At 63.0% G+C, this 24398-nt stretch carries 20 protein-coding genes; 11 read left to right on the top strand and 9 right to left on the bottom strand.

Features of this window, described 5'->3' with window-relative positions:
* Positions 1-56: 56 nt before the first annotated feature.
* The 3 genes from HCZ87_RS07065 to HCZ87_RS07055 form a co-directional block, all read right to left on the bottom strand.
* Complete coding sequence (locus tag HCZ87_RS07065) at positions 57-1142, bottom strand: hybrid-cluster NAD(P)-dependent oxidoreductase (RefSeq protein ID WP_167643061.1); 1086 nt, start codon at positions 1140-1142, stop codon at positions 57-59.
* A gap of 4 nt (positions 1143-1146) precedes the next feature.
* The gene (locus HCZ87_RS07060) at positions 1147-2388 is read right to left on the bottom strand and encodes an aromatic ring-hydroxylating dioxygenase subunit alpha (protein WP_167643060.1); all 1242 of its coding nucleotides are present in this window, start codon (positions 2386-2388) and stop codon (positions 1147-1149) included.
* A 230-nt stretch (positions 2389-2618) separates the two neighbouring features.
* Positions 2619-4664 (bottom strand): NADH:flavin oxidoreductase, encoded by a 2046-nt coding sequence (locus tag HCZ87_RS07055; protein ID WP_167643059.1) that lies wholly within the window; start codon positions 4662-4664, stop codon positions 2619-2621.
* Between the two features lie 115 nt (positions 4665-4779).
* On the opposite strand from HCZ87_RS07055, the gene HCZ87_RS07050 reads away from it, so the two are divergent.
* Positions 4780-5415: a TetR/AcrR family transcriptional regulator gene (locus HCZ87_RS07050; protein ID WP_167643075.1), complete on the top strand. Its 636-nt coding sequence runs from the start codon at positions 4780-4782 to the stop codon at positions 5413-5415.
* A gap of 21 nt (positions 5416-5436) precedes the next feature.
* On the opposite strand, the gene HCZ87_RS07045 is transcribed toward HCZ87_RS07050, so the two are convergent.
* Entirely contained in the window at positions 5437-7011 is a 1575-nt protein-coding gene (locus tag HCZ87_RS07045; protein WP_167643058.1) for a trimethylamine methyltransferase family protein, read from the bottom strand.
* Between the two features lie 186 nt (positions 7012-7197).
* Between HCZ87_RS07045 and HCZ87_RS07040 the strand changes: the two genes are divergently transcribed.
* The 6 genes from HCZ87_RS07040 to HCZ87_RS07015 all read left to right on the top strand — a co-directional run bounded on the left by HCZ87_RS07040 (position 7198) and on the right by HCZ87_RS07015 (position 13665).
* Positions 7198-8079, top strand: coding sequence for a LysR family transcriptional regulator (locus tag HCZ87_RS07040; protein WP_254868551.1), 882 nt, complete (start codon positions 7198-7200; stop codon positions 8077-8079).
* A gap of 92 nt (positions 8080-8171) precedes the next feature.
* Positions 8172-9128 carry a LysR family transcriptional regulator gene (locus HCZ87_RS07035; RefSeq protein WP_217701947.1) on the top strand — a complete coding sequence of 319 codons (957 nt, stop codon included), beginning with the start codon at positions 8172-8174 and terminating at the stop codon, positions 9126-9128.
* A gap of 109 nt (positions 9129-9237) precedes the next feature.
* Positions 9238-10767, top strand: a complete 1530-nt coding sequence (locus tag HCZ87_RS07030; RefSeq protein ID WP_167643057.1) for an amidase — start codon at positions 9238-9240, stop codon at positions 10765-10767.
* 11 nt (positions 10768-10778) lie between these two features.
* Positions 10779-12062, top strand: coding sequence for a TRAP transporter large permease (locus tag HCZ87_RS07025; protein ID WP_167643056.1), 1284 nt, complete (start codon positions 10779-10781; stop codon positions 12060-12062).
* A 21-nt stretch (positions 12063-12083) separates the two neighbouring features.
* Positions 12084-13058: a TRAP transporter substrate-binding protein gene (locus tag HCZ87_RS07020; RefSeq protein WP_167643055.1), complete on the top strand. Its 975-nt coding sequence runs from the start codon at positions 12084-12086 to the stop codon at positions 13056-13058.
* Positions 13059-13134: 76 nt separating this feature from the next.
* The gene (locus tag HCZ87_RS07015) at positions 13135-13665 is read left to right on the top strand and encodes a TRAP transporter small permease (RefSeq protein ID WP_175582177.1); all 531 of its coding nucleotides are present in this window, start codon (positions 13135-13137) and stop codon (positions 13663-13665) included.
* A 3-nt stretch (positions 13666-13668) separates the two neighbouring features.
* On the opposite strand, the gene HCZ87_RS07010 is transcribed toward HCZ87_RS07015, so the two are convergent.
* The 4 genes from HCZ87_RS07010 to HCZ87_RS06995 are packed head-to-tail and all read right to left on the bottom strand — an operon-like array spanning position 13669 to position 17892.
* Entirely contained in the window at positions 13669-14649 is a 981-nt protein-coding gene (locus HCZ87_RS07010) for a sugar-binding transcriptional regulator (protein WP_167643053.1), read from the bottom strand.
* Positions 14650-14652: 3 nt separating this feature from the next.
* A complete protein-coding gene (locus tag HCZ87_RS07005; protein WP_167643052.1) occupies positions 14653-15318 on the bottom strand; it encodes a class II aldolase/adducin family protein in 666 nt (221 codons plus the stop codon).
* The gene (locus HCZ87_RS07000; RefSeq protein WP_167643051.1) at positions 15311-16378 is read right to left on the bottom strand and encodes a zinc-binding dehydrogenase; all 1068 of its coding nucleotides are present in this window, start codon (positions 16376-16378) and stop codon (positions 15311-15313) included. The genes HCZ87_RS07005 and HCZ87_RS07000 overlap by 8 nt, the downstream gene beginning before the upstream one ends.
* Positions 16375-17892, bottom strand: coding sequence for an FGGY family carbohydrate kinase (locus HCZ87_RS06995; RefSeq protein ID WP_167643050.1), 1518 nt, complete (start codon positions 17890-17892; stop codon positions 16375-16377). The genes HCZ87_RS07000 and HCZ87_RS06995 overlap by 4 nt, the downstream gene beginning before the upstream one ends.
* 115 nt (positions 17893-18007) lie before the next feature.
* Between HCZ87_RS06995 and HCZ87_RS06990 the strand changes: the two genes are divergently transcribed.
* From HCZ87_RS06990 to HCZ87_RS06975, 4 genes are all read left to right on the top strand, one after another.
* Entirely contained in the window at positions 18008-18976 is a 969-nt protein-coding gene (locus HCZ87_RS06990) for a sugar ABC transporter substrate-binding protein (RefSeq protein ID WP_167643049.1), read from the top strand.
* A gap of 96 nt (positions 18977-19072) precedes the next feature.
* Positions 19073-20593, top strand: coding sequence for a sugar ABC transporter ATP-binding protein (locus HCZ87_RS06985; RefSeq protein WP_167643048.1), 1521 nt, complete (start codon positions 19073-19075; stop codon positions 20591-20593).
* Entirely contained in the window at positions 20583-21560 is a 978-nt protein-coding gene (locus HCZ87_RS06980; protein ID WP_167643047.1) for an ABC transporter permease, read from the top strand. The genes HCZ87_RS06985 and HCZ87_RS06980 overlap by 11 nt, the downstream gene beginning before the upstream one ends.
* On the top strand, positions 21560-22546 hold the full coding sequence (locus tag HCZ87_RS06975) for an ABC transporter permease (RefSeq protein WP_167643046.1): 987 nt from the start codon (positions 21560-21562) through the stop codon (positions 22544-22546). Before HCZ87_RS06980 ends, HCZ87_RS06975 begins: the two co-directional genes overlap by 1 nt.
* 22 nt (positions 22547-22568) lie before the next feature.
* Here HCZ87_RS06975 and HCZ87_RS06970 read toward each other — a convergent pair.
* Positions 22569-24398: molybdopterin-dependent oxidoreductase (locus tag HCZ87_RS06970; protein WP_167643045.1), on the bottom strand; the 1830-nt coding region annotated here is incomplete at its 5' end.

Here is a 24398-nt window from a genome sequence, read left to right as displayed (position 1 = left end):
GCCTCCGCGCGCCGCGCGCCGTCAGATCGACAAGAGTCTGAAACGGAGCCCCCGTTTCAGACCTCCACCTCCACCTTCCCGATCGGTTTCGAGCAGCAGGCGAGGATATAGCCGCTGTCGATATCTTCTTCGGAAATGCCACCGTTGTGGACCATATGCACAGTCCCGGCGGTCTTGCGGATCTTGCAGGTGCCACAGACGCCAAAGGTGCACCCCGAGGGGATGACGATCCCCGCACTGCGCGCCACCGCGAGAACCGTATCGGTCTCGAAACACTCCGCGGTTACCTCGGATTGCGCAAAGGTCACGCTTGCGGCGGCCTCCTCGTCCGGCACCAGGTCATCATGCTCGGGCAGCTGCTCTTCTTGTTTGACCGGCGCGCCAAAGCTCTCCTGATGGTAGCGATCCATGTCATAACCAAGGCCGATCAGCATTTCGCGCACCGCCTCCATGAAGGGTTCGGGGCCGCAGCAATAGACCTCGCGCTCCATATAGTCCCCGGCGATCAGGCCGATCATCAGCTGATTCAGCCGCCCGCGCAGCCCAGTCCAGACGCGATAGGGGTCATCCTCTTCAACGATAAAGAACAGCTTGATCGAGGGCACCCGAGAGGCCATCTGCTCCAGCCGCTGACGGGCGATGATGTCCTGTGGACGTTGCGCGCAATGCACGAAGGTCACATCGACATCGGTGCCCCGATCATAAAGATAGGTCGTCATTGCCAGCGACGGTGTGATGCCGGACCCGGCCGAGATGAACAGGTATTTTTTCTGCTCCTTGCGCGGCAGGGTAAAGATACCGGCGGGTCCGGTTGCCTTGATCGACATGCCCGGTTGCAGATGGTCCAGCATCCAGCGCGTGCCAACGCTGCCCGCCTGCGCCTTTACCGTGACCGAAAGGGTCAGCGGTCGCGACGGCGAGGAGGAAATCGTGTAGGTCTTCCACAGCGTGCTGCCCGACACCGGCAGCTCCAACGTCAGGAACTGGCCCGGCTCGTAGCGGAACTGCCGCCCGGAGGGCGACACGAAGCTGAAGGTCGCGGTATTAGGCGCTTCGGGCACCACGGCACAGCACACCAGCGGTTCAGAGTCCCGCCAGATCCCGTCGTCGCCAGAGGTGGTCATATCAAGGTCCAGGCTCATGGCTTTATTCCGCCGCAACCGGGGTCGCGCCGGTGGTGATCGCCCGGATCATCGTGTCGGCATACCAATCGGTGAACTGGATATTTCCGGCCTCGTGTTTCGGGGAATAGGGCCCCGGAATATAGGCGGGCGAGCGAATGCCGCGCTGGTTGTTCTCGACCACTTCCCGGTCTTCGTCATTGGTCGCAAGCCAAACCTCGGTGAGGCGCTTCAGGTCATAGTCCTGGCCTTCAACCGCGTCCTTGTGAACCAGCCATTTGGTGCAGACCTCGGTCTCCATCGGGCTGATCGGCGTGACCCGGAACAACAGGATGTGATCCGACAGGAAATGGTTCCAGGTGCCCGGGTATTTGTACTTGAGCAGCGAGCCCGCATCGCAAAACGGCAGGCTGGAATTCGGCTTACTCACCGCGACCTTGCCATTCATGGTATAGCTCTCGGCGCCCTCAAGCAGCGGCGTGCGCACATAGCGCCAATCACCGGTCGCCGAGGCCCGAAAGGCCGAAGCCGCGCCCACCGCCTCGCAGCGGTCGGTATGCTGTTTTTGCAGATCATTCAGCCCGCCGGTGGGATCGCTGCCGATATAGGCGGGATCCTCCGGGAAGGTGCGGCACAGCGACGGGTGATTGCCTGCGCAGTGATAGCATTCGCGGTTGTTTTCCCAGACCAGTTTCCAGTTGCCATGCTCGATAATGGTGCTTTCATAGGCGATCTTGGAGTTTTCCAGATCATGCGCACCCAGGTAACGTGCTGTCTCTGCGGCGAATTCCTCGATGTCGGGCGCGTCCTTGGCAAGGCAGATATAGACCATGCCAGAGAGGGTACGACAATGAACAGGGCTCAGCCCGTGCTTGGAGGCATCAAAATCCGCGCCCATGTCGCGGGCCCAGAGCAGCCTGCCGTCCAGCTCATAGGTCCATTGGTGATAGGGGCAGACCAGCTTGGGGCCGGTGCCCTTTTTCGCCTTGCACAGGACCGAGCCGCGATGGCGGCAGGAATTGTGAAAGGCGCGGATCTCGCCATCGTTGCCGCGCACGATCACCACGGAATAGGCGCCGATCTCGTGGACAACATAATTCCCGGCCTTGGGAATCTCGCAGGAGGGCAGCACAAAGAGCCATTCCTTGTACCAGATACGGGCCATATCGGCGTCAAAGACGCCCGGATCACAGTACAGATCCTGCGCCAGTGAATAGCCAGGCTTTCGGCGCATCAAAGTGGAGAGAACATCGGATTCACGCAGCATGTGACACCTTCGAGATTACGTCCGCAAAATCGCGGAAACTGGAGGATATTGGCCGTTCCTTGAGATGAAACAGCGGCCCGTTCGTCCTGTCCTGTCCTGTCCTGTCTTCTGTGGCATGGCATGAGACGCGCGAGCTGGCGTATTTTTTGTTGTCTTGGGAAAGGCGCCGTTCCAGCGCCCCTCCGAACCTTGTGACGTCGCATCCCGGAGCCACCGGGAGCGCGCGCAGATCAGATGTCCTTCATCAGCCGCAGCGCGTCATAGATCGCGGCATGGGTGTTGCGCGCACTGACCGCGTCGCCAATGCGGAACAGCTGAAAGCCGTCCTTGGGACCGCGCAGCGTTTCTTGCCCGCGCCCTTCGATCAGCGCATCATAGTCCACCGCGCCGCCATTCGACGACAGCGGTCTGAGCGCGAAATAAAGGTCATCCATCGGCAGGGTGCCGTAGTTCAGCACCACCTGATCATAGGTCTTGTCGGTTTTCAGATCGCTGTAATCGGTGCCGATCACAGCCCTGAGCTGATTGCCGTCACGTTGCACATCCAGCAGCCGGCGGGTGACGGTAAAACTCACGTCCTTGTCCTGAAGCGCCCGCATATAGGGCACCAGGTTCATCGCCATGATATCCGGGGCAAAGGTGCGGTCCGGGGTCATGATCTCAACCGTGCTGCCCGCATTGGCGGCCACCTCGGCGGCCATGACGCCCGCGTGATCGCCGCTCTCGTCATAGATCAGCACGTTTTGACCGGGCTTCACATCGCCCGCGATCAGATCCCAGGCGGTGACGACCAGACCCTGCTCCTTGCCGCTCTCGAAGAGTTCCGTGTTGGGCAGGCCGCCGGTGGCGACGATGACCACATCGGGGTTCAGCGCGGTGACATCCTCGGCCTCGGCCCAGGTGTTGAAGCGGAATTCGACATCGCGCGCCGCACATTGCGCCATGCGCCAGTCGATGATCGAGATCATCTCGCGACGGCGCGGGTTCTGCGCGGTCAGGCGGATCTGGCCGCCGGGATCGGGCTGGGCTTCCATCACGGTCACATCATGACCACGCTCCGCTGCCACCCGCGCAGCCTCCAGCCCGGCCGGGCCAGCGCCAATGATAGCGACTTTCTTGCGGGTCTCGGCGGGGGTGATGGTGTGCGGCATGCTCAGCTCGCGCCCGGTGGCCGGATTGTGAATGCACAGGGCCTCGCCCGCCGCATAGATCCGGTCCAGACAGTATGTGGCACCGACGCAGGGGCGAATGTCATCCTCGCGCCCCTCGATGATCTTACGCACGATATGCGGATCGGCCATATGGGCGCGGGTCATGCCAACCATGTCGAGCAATCCGGCGGATACCGCATGGCGCGCGGTGGCGACATCGGGGATCTTGGAGGCATGGAAGGTCGGCATGCCGGTGGCCTTCTTGACCCGCCCGGCAAAATCCAGATGCGGCGCGTTCTTCATGCCCTGCACCGGAATGATATCGGTCATCGCCGGGTCGGTATGGATGCGGCCCCGGATCACATTGAGGAAATCCACCATGCCAGAGCCCGCAAGGCGTTTGGAAATCTCGATACCCTCGTCCTCGGTGATGCCACCGGCCTGAGCCTCATCCGCCGTGTAGCGCAGGCCCACGATGAAATCATCGCCGACACGCTTGCGGATGCCGCCCAGCACATCCATCAGCAGCTGCATGCGCGTGTCCAGCGTCTTGCCACCGTAAGGGCCATCCAGATCATTGGTCAGCGGCGACCAGAATTGATCGAGCAGGTGACCGTAGACCTGCAATTCGATCCCATCCATGCCGCCCGCCTTCATGCGTTCGGTGGCGTCGGCAAAGTCACTGATGATGCGCTCGATATCCCAGTCTTCGGCAAGTTTCGGAAAGGCCCGATGCGCAGGTTCGCGGTGCCTGGAGGACGACACCGAGGGCAGCCAATCGCCCTTGTTCCAGGCGGTGCGGCGGCCAAGGTGGGTAAGCTGGATCATCACCGCGCACCCGTGATCGTGGCAGGCATCGGTCAGCTGTTTGATCCATGGCACCACCTCGTCCTTATAGGCGAGGATATTGTTGAACACCGGCGGGCTGTCCTTGGAGACCGCCGCCGAACCCGCCGTCATTGCCAGCGCCACGCCCGCCTTGGCCCGCTCCGCATGATAGGCGGCATAGCGTTCCTTTGGCATGCCATCCTCCGGATAGGCCGGTTCGTGGCTGGTGGTCATGATGCGGTTGCGCAGGGTCAGGTGCTTGAGCTGATAGGGCTGCAACAGGGGATCATTGGACATGGCTTGGCTCCGTTTGATTGGCGAAACATTTCCAGAAATGTTCACACCTGTCAAATAAATGTTCATCAGTGTCGATTTTCTTGCCGCCACCGCGGAAACCCTTTATGTTCAGGGCATGACGATACAGATCGAAAAAACCGAAGAGACCAGCGGTTGGCGCGGATCGCGCGAGGTTTGGCTGGCCGCCGCACGCGACGCCTTTGTGAGCTCCGGGCTTGATGCGGTGAAAATCCAGCCGCTGGCCAATCGGCTGAACCTGTCGCGCACCAGCTTCTACTGGTTCTTTTCGGATCGCGCCGCCCTGCTGGAGGCGCTGCTGGAGGATTGGGAAGCCACCAATACCGGCAGCCTGGAGCGCGCATCGCAGGACTATGCGGAAACGATAGTCGAGGCAGTCCTGAACCTGATCGGCGTCTTTCTGGAGGGCGGCGCTTTTGAGACCCGGCTTGACCTTGCGGTGCGCGGTTGGGCGCATCAATCGGACGAGGTCGCCGCCCGCGTGCACGCCGCCGATGCCGCCCGGCTGGCGATCATCCGCGACATGTTTGCCCGCTTTGACTACCCGCCCGGCGAGGCCGACGTGCGCGCCCGCACCCTCTATCTGACGCAAATCGGCTATATCTCGATGCAGGTGTGCGAACCGATGCAAGACCGTCTGGCGCGGGTCCCGGACTATGTCATGACCTTCACCGGGCAGGCCCCGACCGAGCGAGAGATCGCCCGGTTTCGCGCCCGTCACGGGATGACATAAGCCGCAGATAGGGGACATTGCTCAATACCACGCATCGGGCACGGCGGCTTTTTTCTGGGCGATATAGTCCCGCAGCGCCCCATCAATGGCGGGATCAAGCGGCGGTGCCTCAAAGCGGTTCAGGGTCTCTTTCCACCGCGCATTGGCGCGCTGCGCGGAATCGATTTCGCCCTGCTCTGACCAGCTCTCGAACGGCTGGTCGTCATTCATGCCACTGTCCCAATAGGCCGTCTGATAGTGGCGCAGCGTGTGATCGGTGCCGAACAAATGCTCGCCCGGGCCATATTGCGCCAAAGCGTCAAAGCCCAATGTATCCTCGTTGACCTCGATCCCCTTCAGATAGGCATGCAGCGCACCGGCCATATCGCAATCCAGCATGAATTTCTCGTAGGACATGGACAGGAGCCCATCCGCAAACCCCGCCGTATGCAGCACGAAATTGACGCCGCCCTGCACGGCCGACATCATCGACATCATGGCTTGTTGCATCGCCTGCCCATCGGGCCGTTTGGAGGTGCTGAAATTGCCCGCGCAGCGCAGCGGAAGCTTCAGCCGGCGCGCCAGCTGCCCCATGACCAATGATCCAAGCGCAGGCTCCGGCGTGCCAAAGGTGGGCGAGCCGGAGCGCAGCGACATCGACGAAAGAAACGCCGCCAGCACCGCCGGCGCGCCGGGGCGCACCAATTGGGTCAGCGCACAGGACGCCATGGATTCCGCCAGCGCCTGCGCCACCGATCCGGCCATCGTCAGCGGCGACACCGCGCCCCCCAAGAGGAACGGCAGGTGGATCGACCCCTGCCCCGCCGCAGCATAAGTGCGAATGCCCGCGCTGGTGACACCGTCCAGCACCAGCGGCGAGGTGGTGTTGAAATTGCCCATGATGACGCAATTCTGATCGACAAACTCGGCGCCAAACAGAATGCGACACATCTCGATATTGTCGGCAGCGCGTTCCGGCGCCGTGACCGACCCCAGAAAGGCCCGGTCGGAATAGCGCATATGGGCATAGACCATATCAAGGTGGCGCTTGTTGACCGCCACATCGGTCGGCTCGCAGATGGTGCCGCCGGAATGGTGCAGCCAGGGCGAGGATTGCGCCAGTTTCACGAAATTCTCAAAATCGGCGATGGTGCCGTAGCGGCGCCCCTGATCGAGATCCATCACAAAGGGCGAGCCATAGGCAGGGGCAAAGACCATGGCATCGCCGCCAATCTCCACCGTATTGGCCGGGTTGCGCGCATGTTGGGTGAAGCGCTCCGGCGCGGTTTTCAGGATCTCGCGGAGCAAGCCGGGTTCGAACTTCAAGTTCCAGCTCTCGCCGCCAAGCTCGGTCACCTTGGCGCCCGCCTCGCGGTAGAGCCGCATCGCTTCGGCGTCGTCGCGCAGCACGATCCCGATTTCGGCAAGGATCCGATCCGCCGTCGCCTCGATGCGGCTCAGGGCCTCGTCGCTCAGCAAATCATAGGTGGGAATGCCGCGCGTAATAAAAGGAACCCGCAAATGCAGGTTCTGGCCCGGCGCGGCGTCGCGCCCGGCTTTGCTCTTGCCTCTGCGGGACCGGCGGGCCCGGGCTTGCGTGGATACTGCATCGCGCATGGCTGAACTCCTGACTGGACGGGGGGTCGGCTGATGGCAATGCATCAGGCCAAGTGGTCAGACGATGACGGCGATCCAAGGGCCTCGCAATCGTGGAAAAACTAGCCTAGGCTTAGCTCAATTAAGCCATATCCGTGGCTCGACCCTGCATTGCTGCGAATAGAAAACACCACACCCGAGGTGAATTTGTCCAAACGCCCCTACAACCTGCCCCCGATGAACGCGCTGGTCGCCTTTGAGGCCGCCGCCCGGCACGAGGGGTTCAAGGCCGCCGCGCAGGAGCTGAACGTCACGCCTGCGGCCATCAGCCATCAGGTCAAGGCGCTGGAAGCCGAGCTGCGCCGCCCGCTGTTTCAGCGTCACCACAGGGGCGTGAATCTTACCGAAACCGGCGCCTATCTGCTGGTCGCGCTGCAACGCGGGTTTGAAACCATGGGCGACGCGGTCGACCAGCTGCGCCAAAGGTCCAACCGCGCCTCGGTGACGATCCGGGTGACCACGGCGGTCAGCTCGCTCTGGCTCACGCCCAAGCTGGCGCAGTTCTGGAAATCCCATGGCGATGTCTCGGTCGCGCAGATTGTCAGCGACACCTATGACGCGATGGAAGATTGCGATCTCAGCATCCATTTCGGCGATATGTCCCGCGAGGGCGGCACCTGTAGCGCCTTGTTTCGCGACAGTATCATGGCGCTTGCAAGCCCGGAATTCGCCGCCGCCAATCCGGTCACCACACCACAGGAGCTGGCACGGCTGCCGCTCATCCATTTCGACTCCGGGGTGGCGGGCTGGACCGATTGGCCGGATTGGTTCCACTGTCTGGGCTATGATGGGCCGGTCAATGCCAGTCACCGCGTCAACAATTACATCATCGCCCTGCAAGCGGCCCGCGACGACATGGGCGCGGTCCTCGGCTGGGTCGGGCTGACGCAGGGCTTTCGCAACAGCGGAGAGCTTGTCCCGCTCTTGCCGCTGGAGGTCGAAACAGCCGAGGATTTCTACGTCAAACTGCACCCCCATGCCACCGACCGCGCGCGGCTCGTCTATGACTGGCTGGTGCAGGCGTCCTGACCCGGCTAGCACCATTCACCCGGGGCCGTTGCTGTTGTATTTGACCGCACAAGCGGCATAGTTGCCTGGACCTAGGACTTTGGAAGACGGTGATGCCGAATTTGCAGCGCGGGACTTTGACCAAGCAGCTGACGCTTCGGCATCTGCGGGTGATTTGCGGACTGGCCGAACATCGGCTTGTCGCGCGGGTGTCGGCCGCGCTGAATGTCACCCAACCCGCTGTCTCCAAGCAGATCGCAGAGCTGGAAGAGATCGTCGGAACCCCGATTATCCGACGCGAACGCAACCGGTTGCATCTGACGTCGGTGGGGCTGCGACTGGCCGAACACGCGCGTCAGGTGCTGAACCAGCTGGACCGGGCCGAGTTCGACCTGCTGGCCATGGCCAGTGGGATTGCCGGGTCAGTAAACGTCGGCGTCGTCAGCTCTGTGGCGCCCATCCTGCTGCCACGGGCGATAAGCCTGTTCAAGAACGGCGCGCCGGATGCCAGCCTTTCGGTGACCGAAGGGCATTTCGTCTCGCTCAAGCCACAGCTGGAGGCCGGGCAGATCGACCTTTTGATCGCCCGGATATGGCAGCCCAGCGACATGGAGGGCATCGAACAGCGGGTGCTGCTGAAGGAACCGCTGGTCGTTGTCGCCGGGCGCAATCATCCGCTGGCCGCGATGGAGCGGATCGCCTGGAAGGATGCGGTCGATTGGCCCTGGATTCTGCCGCAACCGGATTCGGTTGCGCGCCGGGCGGTGGACGCGCTGTTTGCCGAGCATGGGGTCGCGCTGCCGGGCAATACGATCTCGTCGCTGTCCCTGTCGCTCAATCTCGAGCTGCTGCGGCAGATGCCGACCCTCTGCCTGTTCCCTCAGCGCCTGGCCAAGGCCTATGCCGCGCGCGGCGATCTTGTGGAAATGCCCCTGGACACACGGAACTTCCTGTCCGAGGCCCGCTGTTTCTGGAAAAAGGGCGCACTGCAAGACAACAGTGCGCTGGCGCTCTTTATGGATTGCCTGTCGCAGGCGGCAGAATACAATAAAACCATTCCCTTTAGTTAAGGTTGTGGGCGGAAAAGTCATTATTTTTGCCAAAAAATTCATCATACCTTCAACAAAATTAATGGGAGGAGCTGGGGATCGCGGATCATGATCGCCAGTTGGAGAGAGTATGAATGACGCCACGACTGTTGGGCTGCCGGCCCGACAGGTCCTTTCCGCATTTGCGCGGGGGGACCTCACACCAAGCGCTTATCTTGAGACATGCCTCTCCCATATTTCGCGGGTGAATCCGCTGATCAATGCGCTGACCGCCTTTGATACCGAACGCGCCATAGCCGAGGCCGCCCGCGCCACCACGCGCTGGCGCAACGGCACGCCGGCAGGGCTCCTTGATGGCTTGCCTCTCGGGGTGAAGGACCTCCAGGACACTGCCGGCCTCCTGACGACCCACGGCAGCCCCCGCGCCAAGGCCAACCTGCCGGCCCGCGACCTTCCCATGGTGGCGCGGTTGCGATCTGCTGGCGCGATCGTGCTGGCCAAGACCAACGTGCCGGAGCTGGGCGCAGGCGGAAATACCCGCAACCCGGTCTGGGGTGCGACCGGCAACCCCTTCGATCCGCGCCTGACGGTTGGCGGATCTTCGGGCGGATCAGCTGCGGCGCTGGCCGCCAACCTGCTGCCGATCTGCACCGGCTCGGACACTGGCGGCTCGCTGCGCCTGCCAGCCGCGATCTGCGGAATCGTCGGGTATCGACCGTCGATCGATGTGGTGGCGCATCCGACGCGGCCGCTTGGCTGGTCCGGGATTTCTGTCATCGGGCCCATGTCGCGCGACGTCGATGATCTGATTCTGATGCTGCGCGCGGCCCATTGGGCGCATCCCGACGATCCGCTCTCGGTCGCCTATCCTGCCGACCGGTTTGAGGCGCTGGCGGAACGGCCGCTGCGCACCCTGCGGCTTGGATATTCCGAGGATTTCGGCGGCGCGCCGGTCGATGCGGACATCCGCGCCACCTTCCACAACCGCATCGAGCGGCTGGCACCGCATGTCGCGGAGTGCCGCCCGGTCGATATGAACCTGGGCGCGATGGACCGTGTCTTTGACATCCTGCGCGCCGAAAGCTTCCTGACCGCCTTTGACGGTCCGGCGCGGGAAACACCGGAGCTGTTCGGGGCCACGATCCACGCCAATGTCGATCTGGGCCGGACTTTCACCCTGGCCGACCGGGGCTGGGCACATGCGGAACAGACCCGTATTCTGCATGCCTTCAATGCCCGGATGCAGGGGCTCGACGCGATCCTCTTGCCGACCGTGCCCGTCTCCGCCTTCCCCTGGACCGAGCCACACGTCAAAGAAATCGACGGCAAGGAGATGGATATCTACTATCGCTGGCTGGCGCTGACCTATCGCGGATCGCTGACCGGCGGCCCTGCGATCACCCTGCCCGCCGGACGGGACGGGGCCGGACTGCCCTTTGGGCTTCAGATGCTCGGCTCGCCCAGAGGTGATACCGATCTGCTGGCCGTCGCCCGCACGATGGAGACCTTCCTGGAGTCTGATCCCGACACAGCCCGCCCCCGCCCCGACCTGTCCAAACTGCACCCGGCTTCCCCGGATCTGCGCTCGATCGTGACGCATCCGCCCGCTCTTCATCCGCCACGGTCGGGCGCCGACGCCTCCGTTCGCACTGCTGTCTGAGGGTCTTGACTATGTGGTTTCTCCCCCTTCTTTTCCTGGTGCTGCTGATCAGCGGCACCGCCTTTGCCTACCTCATGGGCGCGGTCTCCGTCTTTGCCTTCATCCTGGCGGGCAAGGCGCAGTTCCTGTCGGTGATGCCGCAGCGGATCTTTGCGCAGCTTGATGTCTTTGCCTTCATGGCGATGCCGCTGTTCATCCTGACGGCGGAAATCATGACCCGGGCGGGTGTGACGCGCAGCCTGATCGACTTTGCCCTGTCCATCGTCGGACGCCTGCGCGGCGGGCTGGGGCATGTGAACATCCTGACCAGCGTCTTCTTCGCCGGGATCTCGGGCTCGGCCATCGCCGACAGTGCCGCGCTGTCGCGCACCTTTGTGCCCGAAATGGAGGCGCGCGGCTATGATCGCTACTATGCCGGTGCGATCACCGCGGCCTCGTCGATGATCGGCCCGATCATACCGCCGTCGATCATCATGATCATCTATGGCGGCCTGACCGGGACCTCTGTCGCGGCCTTGTTTGCCGCCGGTGTCATTCCCGGGATCCTGCTGGCTGTGGCGCTGATGGTGCTAAATGCGGTGATTGCGCGTGTTCGCAACCATCCCGGCGGCCCCTCGCCCGACCTGCCAAAGTTCTGGCCCAGCCTGCTGCGCGCCGCCCCTGCGCTGCTGTTGCCGGTGGTGATCCTCGGCACGCTTGTCCTGGGGCTTGCCACGCCGACCGAAGGCTCTGCCGTTGCCGTCCTTTTTGCGCTGATCGCCGGACAGTTCTACACCGGGCTGAGCCGCAGCATGATCCTGGACGCGCTGGAGGCAACCGCGCGGCTCACGGGTACGATCTTCATCATCCTCGCGGCGATTTCGATCCTCGGCTTCCTGGCCGGGCAGCTGGGCTGGAGCAAAGCCCTGGCGGAATGGGTGGGCAGCTTTGGCCTTGCTGGCACGAAATACCTGTTCTTCCTTGTCGGGATCTTCCTCATTGCGGGCATGTTCATGGATACGCCGGTAGCGCTGACGCTGCTGATCCCGCTGTTCGCGCCCCAGGCCCTGGAACAGGGGATCAATCCGATCCACCTCGGAATCGTGCTCTGCTTCAACCTCTGTGTCGGGCTGATCACGCCGCCGCTTGGCAAATGTCTGGTGGTTGTCTCGGCGCTGACCAATCTCAACTACTGGCGACTGGCCTACACCGCACTGCCCTTTGTTGCCGCGCAGGTGCTGCTGCTCGCCTCGCTTGCCTATTGGCCGGAACTCTGCCTCCGGCTGCCGCGCCTTGCTGGCTTTTCCGTCGATTGACATCATTCTGGGAGGACTGAAATGAAACTGAAACACATCGCACTGGCGGCGCTCATGGCGACCGCAACCGCCGCATCGGCCGAGGTGAAAATCGCGCTGGATACCGCGCCAGACCCCAAGGTTTCCGGCACCTACAACTGGGTGCAGGCCTTCGGCAAGACCCTGACCGACGCCGGCATGGACGTGCGCGAGATGCCGCGGGATTCCGTTGGCAACGAGGCCGAGAAGCTGGACCAGCTGTCAACCGGCCTGCTGGAAGTATCGCTGTCGGATGTCCGCTCCATCGCCCAGGTCGATCCCTTCATCTACGGTCTGCGCCTGCCTTATATCTTTGACGATGCCGCGCATATGCAGCGCGCGCTGGCCGATGGCGAGATCTTTGAACGGGTGAACGACGCGATCGCCGGTCAGGACATCATGCTGCTGGCCATCGTGCCGCTCGGGCCGTCCTCGGGGATCATCACCACCGATGCCGCCGTGCGCACGCCCGAAGACATGGCCGACCTGCGGATGCGGGCGCTGGATGACGCGCAGATCGCAATGTACAAGGCCTGGGGCACCACAGGCACCATCGTGCCCTGGGGCGAAGTCCCGGCGGGGCTGCAAACCGGCGTGATCGACGGCTATCTGAACTCGCCCTTCGTCCCGATCGCCTTTGGCCAGACTGATTTCGTCAAGAACTTCGCGGATTCCCGCACCATCATCCCGATCCGCGCCGTGATCGTCTCCAAGATGTGGTATGATGGGCTGTCCGACGACGAGCGCAGCGCCGTGAATGAGGCCGTCACCAAGGGCAATGCGGCAACGCAAGCCTGGCTCGACGAGGTGTCCGCCAGCTCGCTCACCGCGCTGGAAGACGCGGGCGTAACCGTGCAGCGCCTGAGCGACGAGGAACGCGGCGCCTTCCGGGATCTGTCGCGTCAGGTCTATGACTCCGGTCTGATGCCCGCCGAGGACGTCAAGGTCTGGACCGATCTCTCTGAGGCCAGCCGCTAAACGCCCGGGGGCGCCGCAGCCGACGCCCTCTCCTCCCTCCACGTTTTCCAATCAGACGAGCCAGCCCGTGACCAATATGATCATCGCACTCAGCAACGGTCTCCACCGTATCGCCCGCAGCGTTGCAATGCTCGCGGTGGCGGGCATGTTCACCACCGTGATGATCCAGGTCGTGGCTCGCTATGTGTTTTCCTCGCCGCCGATCTGGACCGAGGACGTGGCGCGCTACATGATGGTCTGGACCGGGCTTTTGGGCACCACGCTGTCGTTCAAAGGCCGCGCGGATGCCGTCCTCATGCAGAGCGTCTTTGCGCCGCGCCCGTCTTTCGCGGGGCTGTTATCGGAGGCGATCCGCTCGGCCGCGGTGCTGAGCTTCATCCTGCCGGTGATCTGGTTTTCCTTCATTGGCCTGCGCGGCGGCTTTGCCAAAGGATATCTGGCGCGCCAATCCGGCCTGACCGCCGATACCCTGGGCATCGCCATGGCCTGGATCGCGGTGATCGTGCCGATCACCATGATCATCATCCTGATCCACCTCATGGCGCAATGGGCGGGGGATACCGACGCACAGCCCGATGTCTCCAGCCCGGAGGCCGGGCTGGACTAGGCGCTACTCCGCCATCAGCGCCTCGGCGAGTTCGCGATCCAGCACCAGATGAGTGACCAGCCCGCCCTTGATGGCCGCGCGGGTCGCCGCCAGCCGATCCCGACCACAGACCACCAGCAATTTCTTGGGTGCCGCCTTGATATCAGCGACCGAGGCCGCGATCACGCGATCATAGGGGGCGGTGCGGATCTCCTCGCCGTTTCCGTCGATGTAGCGGCAACAAATGATCCCCGTCGCGCCCTGATGCCGAGCCTGATCCAGTTCCTGAACCGAGGCAATATCCGCCGCAGCCATATGGGTGTCATCCCCCACATGGCCGATCGAGGCGATGGTCATATCCAGATCCGACAGCCGCGCAAGCTGGCTCTGGATCGTGGGTTCTGAACGCAGCGCGCTGGCCAGACCGGCGCTGGACACGATCCCTGGGGCATGCAGCGTGTGGCATTGGGCGCCCAGCTTGTTGGCCACTTCGATGGCGCAGATTTCAGAGGCCGGAACCCGCGCCGATTCCTGCGAACCGATCAGCTGGCAGACCTGGGTGTCGGGCACCGGATTGCGCGGCATGGCCTTGGCGACGGCGGCGATCGTTTCGCCCCAGGCGACACCGATCTGATCCCCGGGTTCAACAATATCGAGGATCGCCATCGCCGCGACACGCGACACCTGCGCCAGCTGGTCCCGGCGCGGCGTCGCCTCCGCGCCTTCGCCCCGGTCCAGCGCGACATAGACATCCTGAAGCCCGTATCGCTCGGCCAGATCCCGCCCCAGGCTGGAGGCCGCCAGCAACTGGCCATCCACGCGGATCTCGACAACCCCACGCTCGCGGCATTCGCGCAGCATGTTGACGATCGTCGCCCGCGACAGCTTGTAGCGCTTGGCGATTTCGTTCTGGGTCAGACCCTCGCCATAGTACAGCAAGGCAATATTGGACAGCACCGCATCCTTGTCATTGCGACCGGCGGACAACTTCTGGCTCTTGTTCATCACTCACTCATTAATGGCTTTACGTCCCGATTGCCCATAGTTTTTACGGAACCACTGATAGCACCTATCAATTTCTTCCTGCGGCAGTTCGTCAACCGGGCCGCGCAACATGGCCAGATGCGTGGTCATCGCCGCCTCTTCGAGATACATCGCGTTGGATGTCGCCTCTTTGGCGTCACGCCCCATGGTGAACACGCCATGCGCCTTGACCAGAACCGCCCAGCCACCCTCGGCGGCCTCGATGATCGCCTCGCCGGTATCGACCTCGCCCGGCGTCGCATAGCGCGAACACGGCACGTCGCGACCCAGCATATGGGTGATCGGGGTCATCACCGCCGGAATGCGTTCGCCGCGCGCGGCAAAGCTGCTGGCATAGGGCGAATGAGTATGCGCGATGCCAAAGACATCCGCACGGTTGCGATAGATATAAAGGTGGATGCCGGTATCAACCGAGGGCTTCGCGCTGCCCTCGATCACATTGCCATCCAGATCGACCACCACCATCGTTTCGGGGGTGAGTTTGGCGAATTTGATGCCCGAGGGTTTGATCACCACCAGCCCGGTTTCTGGATCCCGTCCAGAAACATTGCCGCCAGAGCCCACCACCAGCCCATTGGCGGGCAGCTCAAGGTTCTGTTCGCAAACGAGTTCTTTCAGCGCCTCAAGCATGGGTCTGTTCCTTTTTGTCTTCGGGGATGCCATGGGGGTAGACCACGATCTTCAGCGATTTTTCGGCCTCGACCAGCATACGGAACGCCTCGGCGCTGTCGTTGATGTCGAAACGGTGCGAAATCGCCTCGTCGGCCTTGATGCGACCGGATTCCAGCAGCCGGATATAGCTGTAGGTGTCCGTATGGTCCGAGCTATAGCGCGAGGTGATGGTGATCTGGTCGAAATAGGCCTTGTGGCCGCTCTGCACCCAATCCGTGTCGGGCGGCATCGGCGCGCCCAGGTGCAGACAGCCGCCGACCTCGGTCAGCGCCAGCGCCTGATCCCAGGCAGATGGGAACGGCGCGATGACGATCACGGTATCCGCAAGCCGCCCGTTGTTGAGCGCGCGCATCGCCTCGACCGCATCTTCGCGCTTGGGGTTGATGGTGTGGGTCGCGCCAAAGAACTTCGCCTTCTCCAGCCGCCAGTCGGAGAAATCCAGCGCCACGACTTTGCCCGCCCCAAAAAGCGGCGCCATATGCACAAAGCCCTGCCCCATGAACCCCGCGCCCACCACGGCCACGGTGTCACCCGGCTGGATGTTGCAGCGCTTGAGACCCGACAGCACGCAGGACCAGGGCTCGATGGTAACGGCGGCCTCGTCGGAAATACTGTCGGGCAGCTTGTGGGTATCCATCGCAAGATGCTGCGCGGTCACACGGAAATAATCGCAAACGCCGCCGGGATCGAGCTTCATGGTCTTGTAGAACGGATCGCGGGTGAAATGCCCGCGCCGGGACAGGTGGCTGTCCACCCGGCCCACGTGGTGATTCACAAACACACGGTCGCCGATCTTGTAGTCGGTCACCCCGGCGCCGACCTCGACCACCTCGCCACAGGGCTCGTGGCCCAGCACCTTCGGTTCGGTCTTGTACCAGGCCATCGTCTCGCCACCACAAAGCCCACAGGCGCGGGTCTTGAGCAAGAGCTCGCCCGGGCCGATCTCCGGGATGGGGCGTTCTTCGATGCGAATGTCGTCGATGGCGTATTGTACCGCCGCTTTCATCATATTGCTCATGGCGTCGGGTCCTTGACTGAATTTAGCTCTTTCTGAAGCCGCCGCATCGCGGTCGAGATCGTCTCGTAGCGTCGATAGACGTCGCAATAGGCGGCATGGTTTGCCGGGTCGGCGGTATAGGTGGTGGTGGCCTCTTCGCGGCAGGCCAGCTCGATCGCCGCGCCCAGACCGGCGGCAGCGGCGCCAAGACAGGCCGCCCCCCAAAGGCCCTGATCCGATTGCGCGCTCACCACCACGTCCTGGCCGATGATGTCCGCGATGATCTGGCACCAGACCGTGTTCCGTGAGCCGCCGCCGGTCAGTTGCACCGGTTCGCTGGGCAGGCCGGAATGGCTCTCGAAACAATGGCGCAGACTCATCGCCGTGCCCTCCATCACCGCGCGCCCCAGGTCGGCCTTGGTGGTGTCCGAGCGCATGCCATGGAATCCGGCGGTGATATCCGCCGCAACAAAGGGCGCGCGTTCGCCGTTGAGATAGGGCAGAAAGGTCACCCCATTGGCCCCGACCGGCACCGTCTCGACCAGCGCATTCAGCTTTGCCGCCACCTCTGCGGGGGTATCACCGCCGAGGCTCTTGGGGTGCAGCTGGGTGAACCAGTCAAAGGCCGCCGCGCCGGTAGAGGGGGCAAGGATTCGAATAATCGCGTCGCTGGTGGCATGCAGCGCCGAGGCGCCAACCGGCACCGGCACGCGGTCCGAGGTATCGGTCAGGATGTTGACCACCGCCGTGGTGCCCATAATCAGCATGGTCTGACCCGGTTGGTCCAACCCCATCCCCACAATCATCGCAGCCAGATCGAGCGTGCCGACGGAGACGGGCAACCCCTCGGGAAGCCCCGCCCCACGGGCGACCTCCGCAGTCAGCCCGCCCAGCGTTTCAGAAGCGCGCCGAGGCGTCGCAAGCCGGGTTTTCAGCCCCTCGCAGCCAACGGAGGAAAACTGATCGTCATTATAGGCGCGCGCATCCAGGTCGATGAAGGGAATCGATCCGTTGGACATATCGGTCGCCACCTGGCCGGTCAGCCGATAGCCGATCCAGTCCGCGCAGGTGAAAACGGTGGCGATTCGAGCCACGGCATCACCGCCCTGGGCGTTCAACCACCGCCACAACATCGCAGAGGTGCCGGGCCACAGCGCGGTGCCCGAGCCAATGCCGATCGCATCCGTCGCGCCAGCCTCGACCAGCCCGTCCAGATCCGCGGCCGCCCGCGTATCGCTCCAGAGCATCGCGTTGCCGACCGGACGCCCCTGGGCATCCATCGCCCACAAGCCATCCCCCTGGCCGCAGACCCCCAGCGATTGAACAACATCGCCCGCACAGCTTTTTGCAATATCCGCAAGGCAGGCCAGCGCGCCTTGCCAGACCTGCTCCATGTCCTGTTCCGCCTGGCCAGGCCCCGTGCGCAGGACCTTGTTTCCCCGCTCAGCCCGCGCGACACAGGTGCCATCCGCCCTATAGGCCGCCGCCTTGATCGCCGTCGTTCCGACGTCCAGACCAATCCTAATTTCGTTCACGTCTCGTCCTCCCGACTTCTACAAATGAATTGTTTATTGACATTTGTAAAGAAGGTTGTTCTCTTCCCCCACATTGGTGCAGGGAGGAAACTTGCATCAAAAGGGAGGAACCAACATGAAGACTCTGTTCGCAGCCACAAGCACAATCCTGGCGCTTGGCCTGTCGCCCGCATTCGCAGACAACACGCTGAGCCTGGAAGGAAAAACCATCGGTGTCGCCGTTGTCGGCACACAGCATTTCTGGGATCGCGAAGCCTTTAACGGCGCAACCAGCATGGTCGAGGAACTGGGCGGCACCGTTGTTCCGGTTGACGGCGGTCGGGACAATCAGGTCCATGCCGACAACCACGACGTGCTGATGAACCGCGGCGTGGATGCGGTGATTTCAATCCTGGGCGATGGCTCGGTGGAACCGAAGTTCGAGGCGCTTCAGGCCGCCAACATTCCGGTATTTGCCGTCGATCACCCCAGCCCCTATGCGGTGAACAACACCACCTCCGACAACTATTACATGGGCACCACCATCGGTCGCTACATGGCCGACGCCATCGGCGGCGAGGGCAAGGTTGCGGTGTTCAACGCCTTTGAAAACTCCCTGCGCATCTGCGGCATCCGCACCGGCCTGTGGAAATACGTGTTGCAGGATTATCCGAACATCGAGATCATCCAGCCCGAGCTGGCCGAAGAATTCGCCAACGCGCCCGAAGATGCGCGCCGCCAGACGCTCGACCTGCTGAGCCAATACCCCGAGGGCACGATCGACGCCATTCACGTGGGCTGCTGGGACCAGCCGGCCATCGGCGTCGTCCAGGCGCTTGAAGAAGCAGGTCGCACCGATATCGTGGTGACCGCGCTCGACGGTGGCCCGGAAACACTCGAAATCATGGCCGAAGATGACAGCCCCTTTGTCGCCAACGTGGCGCAACAGCCGCGTCTGATCGGTCAAACCGCGGCCGAGAACGTCGCCCGCTACTTTGCCGGTGAAACCCTGCTGCCGCAGACCTATGTGGACGTGATTCCGGTCTATGGCCAGGACGGCGCCAAAGCTGCCTATAGCAAGCTGGGCTACGGCGAGATCGAGTAAAACCCTGCTGCGGTTTACAGCATGTTGCGGCAGCCGGGAGACCTGGCTGCCGCAAGCGACACCTATCCGCAGATCTTCTTGAACAGACGAGGCGACATGACCGAAGCAGCGTTCCAGCTGAGCGGGATCGTTCAGACATTTCCAGGGGTGCGGGCACTTGATGGGGCCGACCTTATGGTGCGTCCCGGCGAAGTTCACGGACTTGTCGGCGAAAACGGCGCGGGAAAATCCACAATCATCAAGGTCCTGGCCGGGGTCTATCAACCCGCCGAAGGCCGTATCGAGGTGGGCGGCAGCACGATCAGCCCCGCCACGCCCGAAAAAATCCGCGATGCAGGCGTGCGGTTCATCCACCAGGAACTGCATCTTGTGCCGTATTTCACGGTCGCGGAATCGGTGTTCATGGGGCAGGAAATCTCTGGCCCCTTCGGTCTTTGCAAAAGAGAGATGCGCAGCCGCGCCGAGGCCTTCCTGCGCGAGGAGCTGGGATCGGAATTGCCCGGCAACCGGTTGATCCGCGACCTGAGCCCCGCCGAGCGCAAACTGGTGCAGGTGGCGCGCGCGCTGGTCGATGGGGCCGCAAAGGTGGTTGTCTTTGACGAACCCACCGCGCCCCTCGCCAGCGAAGAAGTGCTGAAGATCATGACCGCGATCGCCAAGCTGAAGACGCGCGGCATCGCCATCCTCTATGTTTCTCATTATCTCAATGAAATCGTTGATATCTGCGACCGCGTCACCGTGTTTCGGCAGGGCAAGAACGTGGCCATCTTTGACGAGATCACCACCGATACCGGCCCCGCGCTCGTGTCGGCCATGATCGGTCGCGATCTCGATGCCTTCTTTCCCACCAGCAGCCGCAGCGCCGGCGAGGTCGCCTTGCGCCTGGAGCACTTTGATGATGGGCAGGCCTTTTCGGACGTCAACCTTGATATCCGGCGCGGCGAGATTTTCGGCATTGCGGGGCTGATCGGTTCAGGCCGCGAAGAGCTGATCGACGCGCTCTACGGGCTGCGCAAATCACAAGGCACGCTGACGCTGGACGGTGCAACCGTGGACACAAAAACCGCCGCAAAGGCGGTGGCAAACGGCATGGTGCTTGTCCCCCGCGACCGGCGTCACGACGGTTTGGTGCTGCCGATGACGGTGGCAGAGAACGCAACCCTGGCCACGCTGGACGAAAACGCCACCTTTGGCCTGATCGACCGTGGCAAGGCCCGGCAAGTGACCGAAGCGCTGATCAAGGATCTCGACATTCGGCCCAGCAATGCGCAGGCGGTGACGCGGTTTCTGTCCGGCGGCAACCAGCAGAAGGTGGTGCTGGCCCGCTGGCTCGCCAAGAGCGCCAAGGTCTTCATTTTCGACGAGCCCACGGTTGGGGTCGATGTCGGCGCCAAGGCCGAGATCTATCAGCTCATTGAGAACCTCGCCAGCGAGGGAGCCATCATCCTGATCTCCTCCTCCGACCCGGTGGAGCTTGTCGGCACCTGTGACCGCGTGGCGGTGATGATGCGCGGTGATGTCCGCACGATCATCGAAAAACAAGACCTGAACGTGGATCATCTGGTGGCTGTCACCACCGGCGCCACGAGTGTTTCGGAGACTGAACATGCAAGTTAGCGCGCGACACCAGAAACATCGGCTCGCCACGCTGGTCGGATTCTTGCCGCTGATCATCTTCCTGGCGCTGCTGCTCTATGTCGGGCTCAACGCGCCAAATTTCATGACGGTGGTGAACCTGAAACTGGTGTTGGCCCAGAGCCTGCCCGTGGTGCTGTCCGTGATCGGCCTGTCCGCGGTGGTCATGGCGGGCGGCGACGATGTGGTTTCGGGTGGGATTGACCTGTCGACCCCCGCCACCGCCGTGCTCTGCGCCGGGATTGTGTCGGTGATGACAACCGCCGGTCAGCCACTGCTGATTGCGGCCGGCGCCTCGCTGATCGCCTGTATGCTGGTGGGCGTCGTGAACGCCGTCTTGATCACGCGCCTGCGGATGGCGCCGCTCTTGGCCACGCTTGCCATGTTCGTGGCCGTGGTGGGCATCAACAATGTGATCACCGCCCGCAAACGATTGAACCTGGCCGCAGAATCCATCGCCAGCCTGCGGCAGGATTTCGTGTTTGGCATTCCCCTCGGCATCCTGCTCGTCGCGGTGCTGGCTCTGCTGGCCTATCATTTCCTGCATCGCTCCAAATGGGGGCTGAACCTGCAAGCCGCTGGCGGCAGCCGTGACGCGGCCGAAATCTCGGGCATCCGCGTTGACCGACTGGTGGCGCAGACCTACCTGCTGGCGGCTTTCATGGGCTTTGTCACCGGGTTCTTCATGCTGGCCAGAGCCAACGGCTATTCCCCCGGCGCGCAGGACAATCTGATGCTGGAGATGGTGCTGGCGACCTTCCTTGGCGCCGCCTTCTCGCCGCGCCGGATCGTCACGGTCTGGGGCGCCATTCTGGGGGCGGTGCTGGTGGCGGCGATCTCCATCGGGCTCAAGACCATCGGGGTCAATGTCTTCTGGACCGACCTCATCAAGGGCGCATTGATCGTGATCGTCGTGGCGCTTTCCGCAATTTCCGAACGGGTGCAGTAATGGACAATGTTGTAAGACAGAACCGCCTTTCGCTGCGCAGCATCCTGATGCGCTTTGGCTTCCTGATTGTTTTTGCGCTGTTCTTCCTGTTCTTCGCGGCCTGGAACCCGGTCTTTGTGCAGGGGCAGAACCTGCTGAACATCGTCGAAGGCTCGGCCATCCTGATCATCGTGGCCATGGGCATGACACTGATCGTGGCGACCGGGGGGATCGACCTCTCGGTCGGGATCGCGCTCGACTTCGGGGCAGCCTTTGCGGTGGTGGCGATGAAGTCCTACGGCATGGGTTGGTTTTCCGCCGCCTGCGTGGGGCTGATCGGCGGCTCCCTGGTGGGTCTGTTGAATGCGGCCCTTGTGGTGGGTCTTCGGATCAGCCCGTTTCTGGCGACGCTTGGCACCTTCTTCATCGGCTCCTCGGCGCAGCGTATCTTTACCAATGGCGGCGGGCCGATCTCCTATCGTAAGATGCCGGAGGGCTTTCGCGATATCGCACAGGGCGATCTCTATGGCATTCCGACCGAAGTCATCATCGCCGCGGTTTTGGTGCTGATCTACTATCTCGTGCTTGAACGCTCCGTCTGGGGACGTCGGGTGCACGCGATGGGCATGCAGCGCTCGGCCTCGATCGTCGCAGGCATACGGGTGAACCGCATCCTGATCGCCTGTTTCGTCTTTGCCTCGATCACCTGCGCCGTGGGAGGGCTGATCGCGGCGGCCAATATCCGCATGTTCACGCCGCTGTCGGGCTTTTCCTACCTGCTTGACGCTATTGCCGCGGTGTTCATCGGCGCCGCCCTGCACCCGCGCGGGCGGCCAAATGTGCTGGGCACCCTGGCGGGCGTGCTGTTCCTGGGCATGATCACCAACGGGTTGAACCTGATGGGGCTGAACTTCAACACCAAGGACGCGCTGTCGGGGATCATCCTGGTCTCCGCCCTCGCCCTCGCCGTGGCGCAGCGCAATATGCGCAACGCCGACGGCGACTGATCACAGGCAGTACCGCGCCCGGTCAGGGCGCGGTGATCGGCGGCGTGTTGATCGAAAGGGCCGGCAAGCTGCCGGTCCATTTTTCTGCCCGCACCAGACAGGAATGGGCGATATTGCCCTGCGAGAGCTCCGAACAACCCGCATCGCGGGTCAGGGCGTTGGGGTTTCCGTGCACCTCCAGCCGTTCGCCCGCGATGGTCTGCGGATCGAACCAGGCCCCGGTCGGCAAAGAAACGCAATCGCGCCGCAACCCGTCATTCAGCCGCACCCCGGCGAGACACGCGCCCCGCGCATTATAGAGCCGCACGATATCCCCCGCAGCCAGGCCGAGGGCCGCTGCCGTGTCGGGATGAAAGCTCGCCGCCTCGCGCCCGTGGATCTTGTCGGCCAGGGCCTCGGATCCCCGATCGTTCTGGGAATGCAGTCGCGTATCGGGCTGACCCGAGATCAGATGCAGCTCGCCCTCCTCGGCCCGCGTCAGGCAGGTGCTTGGCTCGATCCAGGTGGGATGGGCCGGGCAGCTCGGCAGGTTCATCGCGCCGATGGTCTCATTCGTCAGCGTGATCCGCCCGCTTTCGGTCGCAAGCGCGTGGGCCTCCGGGTCCGCCACGAAATTCCCCAGCGCGATACGCGCCTCTGCCGCATCTGGCACATCAAACCTGCCGTTGGCGCGGAAGCTCTCGAAATCGGGCAGCGCAAAACCATGCGCCTCTGCCACCTCTTGCGAGCGCGCCCAGAGCCAGGCCAGCCAGCCCTCGGTGTCGCGCCCTTCGGTGAACGCCTCGCCAAAGCCCATTTTCTGCGACAGACGCGCAAAGATTTCGAAATCATCCAGCGCCTCGCCGACGGGGGCGTGGAATTGCGACATCCACAGCAGCGTCGGATCGCGTCGGTTCATCAGGATATCTTCCCGCTCCAACGGTGCCGTCGCGGGCAGAACGATATCCGCGCGCCGCGCAGTGGCGGTCCAGCTGTGATCGTTCACGATCACCGTTTCGGGACGGGTCCAGGCGTCTTCGAGGCGGTTCAGCTCCTGATGGTGGTGGAAGGGGTTGCCGCCGGTCCACCAGATCAGCTTGATATCGGGATAGCGCCGCGTCTCGCCGTCGTATTTGTAAGGCGCGCCGGGGGTCAGCAGCATATCCGCAATGCGCGCCACCGGGATATAATCCGCCACCGGGTTGCGCCCCTGCGGCATCGAGGGCCAGGGAACCAGCCGCGCCGCACGCCCCACCGGGGTCGTCGACCCATAGCCGAATGCATAACCCGTGCCCGGCTGACCAATCTGTCCGATGATCGACGCCAGCGCCAACCCGGCCCAGATCGGCTGCTCGCCGTGTTCGGCGCGTTGCAGGCCCCAGGCCAGTGCGATCATGCTCTTGCACCCTGCCAGATCCCGGGCCAGATCGCGGATCACCTCTGCATCCAGATCACAGATCGGCGCGGCCCAGTCGGCGGATTTGGGCGTGCCATCCGCAGCTCCGGTCAGATAATCGCGGAACCTCTCCCAGCCGCTGGTATAGCGCGCCAGGAAGCTCTCGTCCGCCAGGCCGGCGGCGTGGATCTCATAGGCGAGCGCAAGCAGGCAGGCGGTGTCCGTGCCCGGCCGGATCGGCAGCCATTCGCCATTTCCTTCGCCGCGCGCGGGTGAGAGCTCGATGATCCGTGTGCCCTTGGCCCGCATCTCCGCCAGCCACGGGCCGACCTCATGCCGGGTTGTGCCAGAGGAGGTGATCTGCGCCGTGCGCCTTGAGATCCCACCGACCGCCAGCAGCAGCTCGCAATGTTCGGCCACCAGCGGCATCGCTGTCATCTGATCCTGAAACGCCTTGTTGCTGAGCCCCAGAACATG

Source organism: Phaeobacter sp. HF9A (assembly GCF_011806385.1).
Lineage (GTDB): Bacteria > Pseudomonadota > Alphaproteobacteria > Rhodobacterales > Rhodobacteraceae > Epibacterium.
The sequence above is the reverse complement of the archived record's forward strand: the minus strand, read 5'-3'. Positions and strand labels throughout refer to the sequence as shown.

What these genes read in the sequence shown, in the direction of transcription:
- HCZ87_RS07065 (WP_167643061.1), bottom strand. Translation starts at nt 1,142, where the DNA reads ATGAGCCTGGACCTTGATATGACCACCTCTGGCGACGACGGGATCTGG.
- HCZ87_RS07060 (WP_167643060.1), bottom strand. Translation starts at nt 2,388, where the DNA reads ATGCTGCGTGAATCCGATGTTCTCTCCACTTTGATGCGCCGAAAGCCT.
- HCZ87_RS07055 (WP_167643059.1), bottom strand. Translation starts at nt 4,664, where the DNA reads ATGTCCAATGATCCCCTGTTGCAGCCCTATCAGCTCAAGCACCTGACC.
- HCZ87_RS07050 (WP_167643075.1), top strand. Translation starts at nt 4,780, where the DNA reads ATGACGATACAGATCGAAAAAACCGAAGAGACCAGCGGTTGGCGCGGA.
- HCZ87_RS07045 (WP_167643058.1), bottom strand. Translation starts at nt 7,011, where the DNA reads ATGCGCGATGCAGTATCCACGCAAGCCCGGGCCCGCCGGTCCCGCAGA.
- HCZ87_RS07035 (WP_217701947.1), top strand. Translation starts at nt 8,172, where the DNA reads ATGCCGAATTTGCAGCGCGGGACTTTGACCAAGCAGCTGACGCTTCGG.
- HCZ87_RS07030 (WP_167643057.1), top strand. Translation starts at nt 9,238, where the DNA reads ATGAATGACGCCACGACTGTTGGGCTGCCGGCCCGACAGGTCCTTTCC.
- HCZ87_RS07025 (WP_167643056.1), top strand. Translation starts at nt 10,779, where the DNA reads ATGTGGTTTCTCCCCCTTCTTTTCCTGGTGCTGCTGATCAGCGGCACC.
- HCZ87_RS07020 (WP_167643055.1), top strand. Translation starts at nt 12,084, where the DNA reads ATGAAACTGAAACACATCGCACTGGCGGCGCTCATGGCGACCGCAACC.
- HCZ87_RS07015 (WP_175582177.1), top strand. Translation starts at nt 13,135, where the DNA reads ATGATCATCGCACTCAGCAACGGTCTCCACCGTATCGCCCGCAGCGTT.
- HCZ87_RS07010 (WP_167643053.1), bottom strand. Translation starts at nt 14,649, where the DNA reads ATGAACAAGAGCCAGAAGTTGTCCGCCGGTCGCAATGACAAGGATGCG.
- HCZ87_RS07005 (WP_167643052.1), bottom strand. Translation starts at nt 15,318, where the DNA reads ATGCTTGAGGCGCTGAAAGAACTCGTTTGCGAACAGAACCTTGAGCTG.
- HCZ87_RS07000 (WP_167643051.1), bottom strand. Translation starts at nt 16,378, where the DNA reads ATGAGCAATATGATGAAAGCGGCGGTACAATACGCCATCGACGACATT.
- HCZ87_RS06990 (WP_167643049.1), top strand. Translation starts at nt 18,008, where the DNA reads ATGAAGACTCTGTTCGCAGCCACAAGCACAATCCTGGCGCTTGGCCTG.
- HCZ87_RS06985 (WP_167643048.1), top strand. Translation starts at nt 19,073, where the DNA reads ATGACCGAAGCAGCGTTCCAGCTGAGCGGGATCGTTCAGACATTTCCA.
- HCZ87_RS06980 (WP_167643047.1), top strand. Translation starts at nt 20,583, where the DNA reads ATGCAAGTTAGCGCGCGACACCAGAAACATCGGCTCGCCACGCTGGTC.
- HCZ87_RS06975 (WP_167643046.1), top strand. Translation starts at nt 21,560, where the DNA reads ATGGACAATGTTGTAAGACAGAACCGCCTTTCGCTGCGCAGCATCCTG.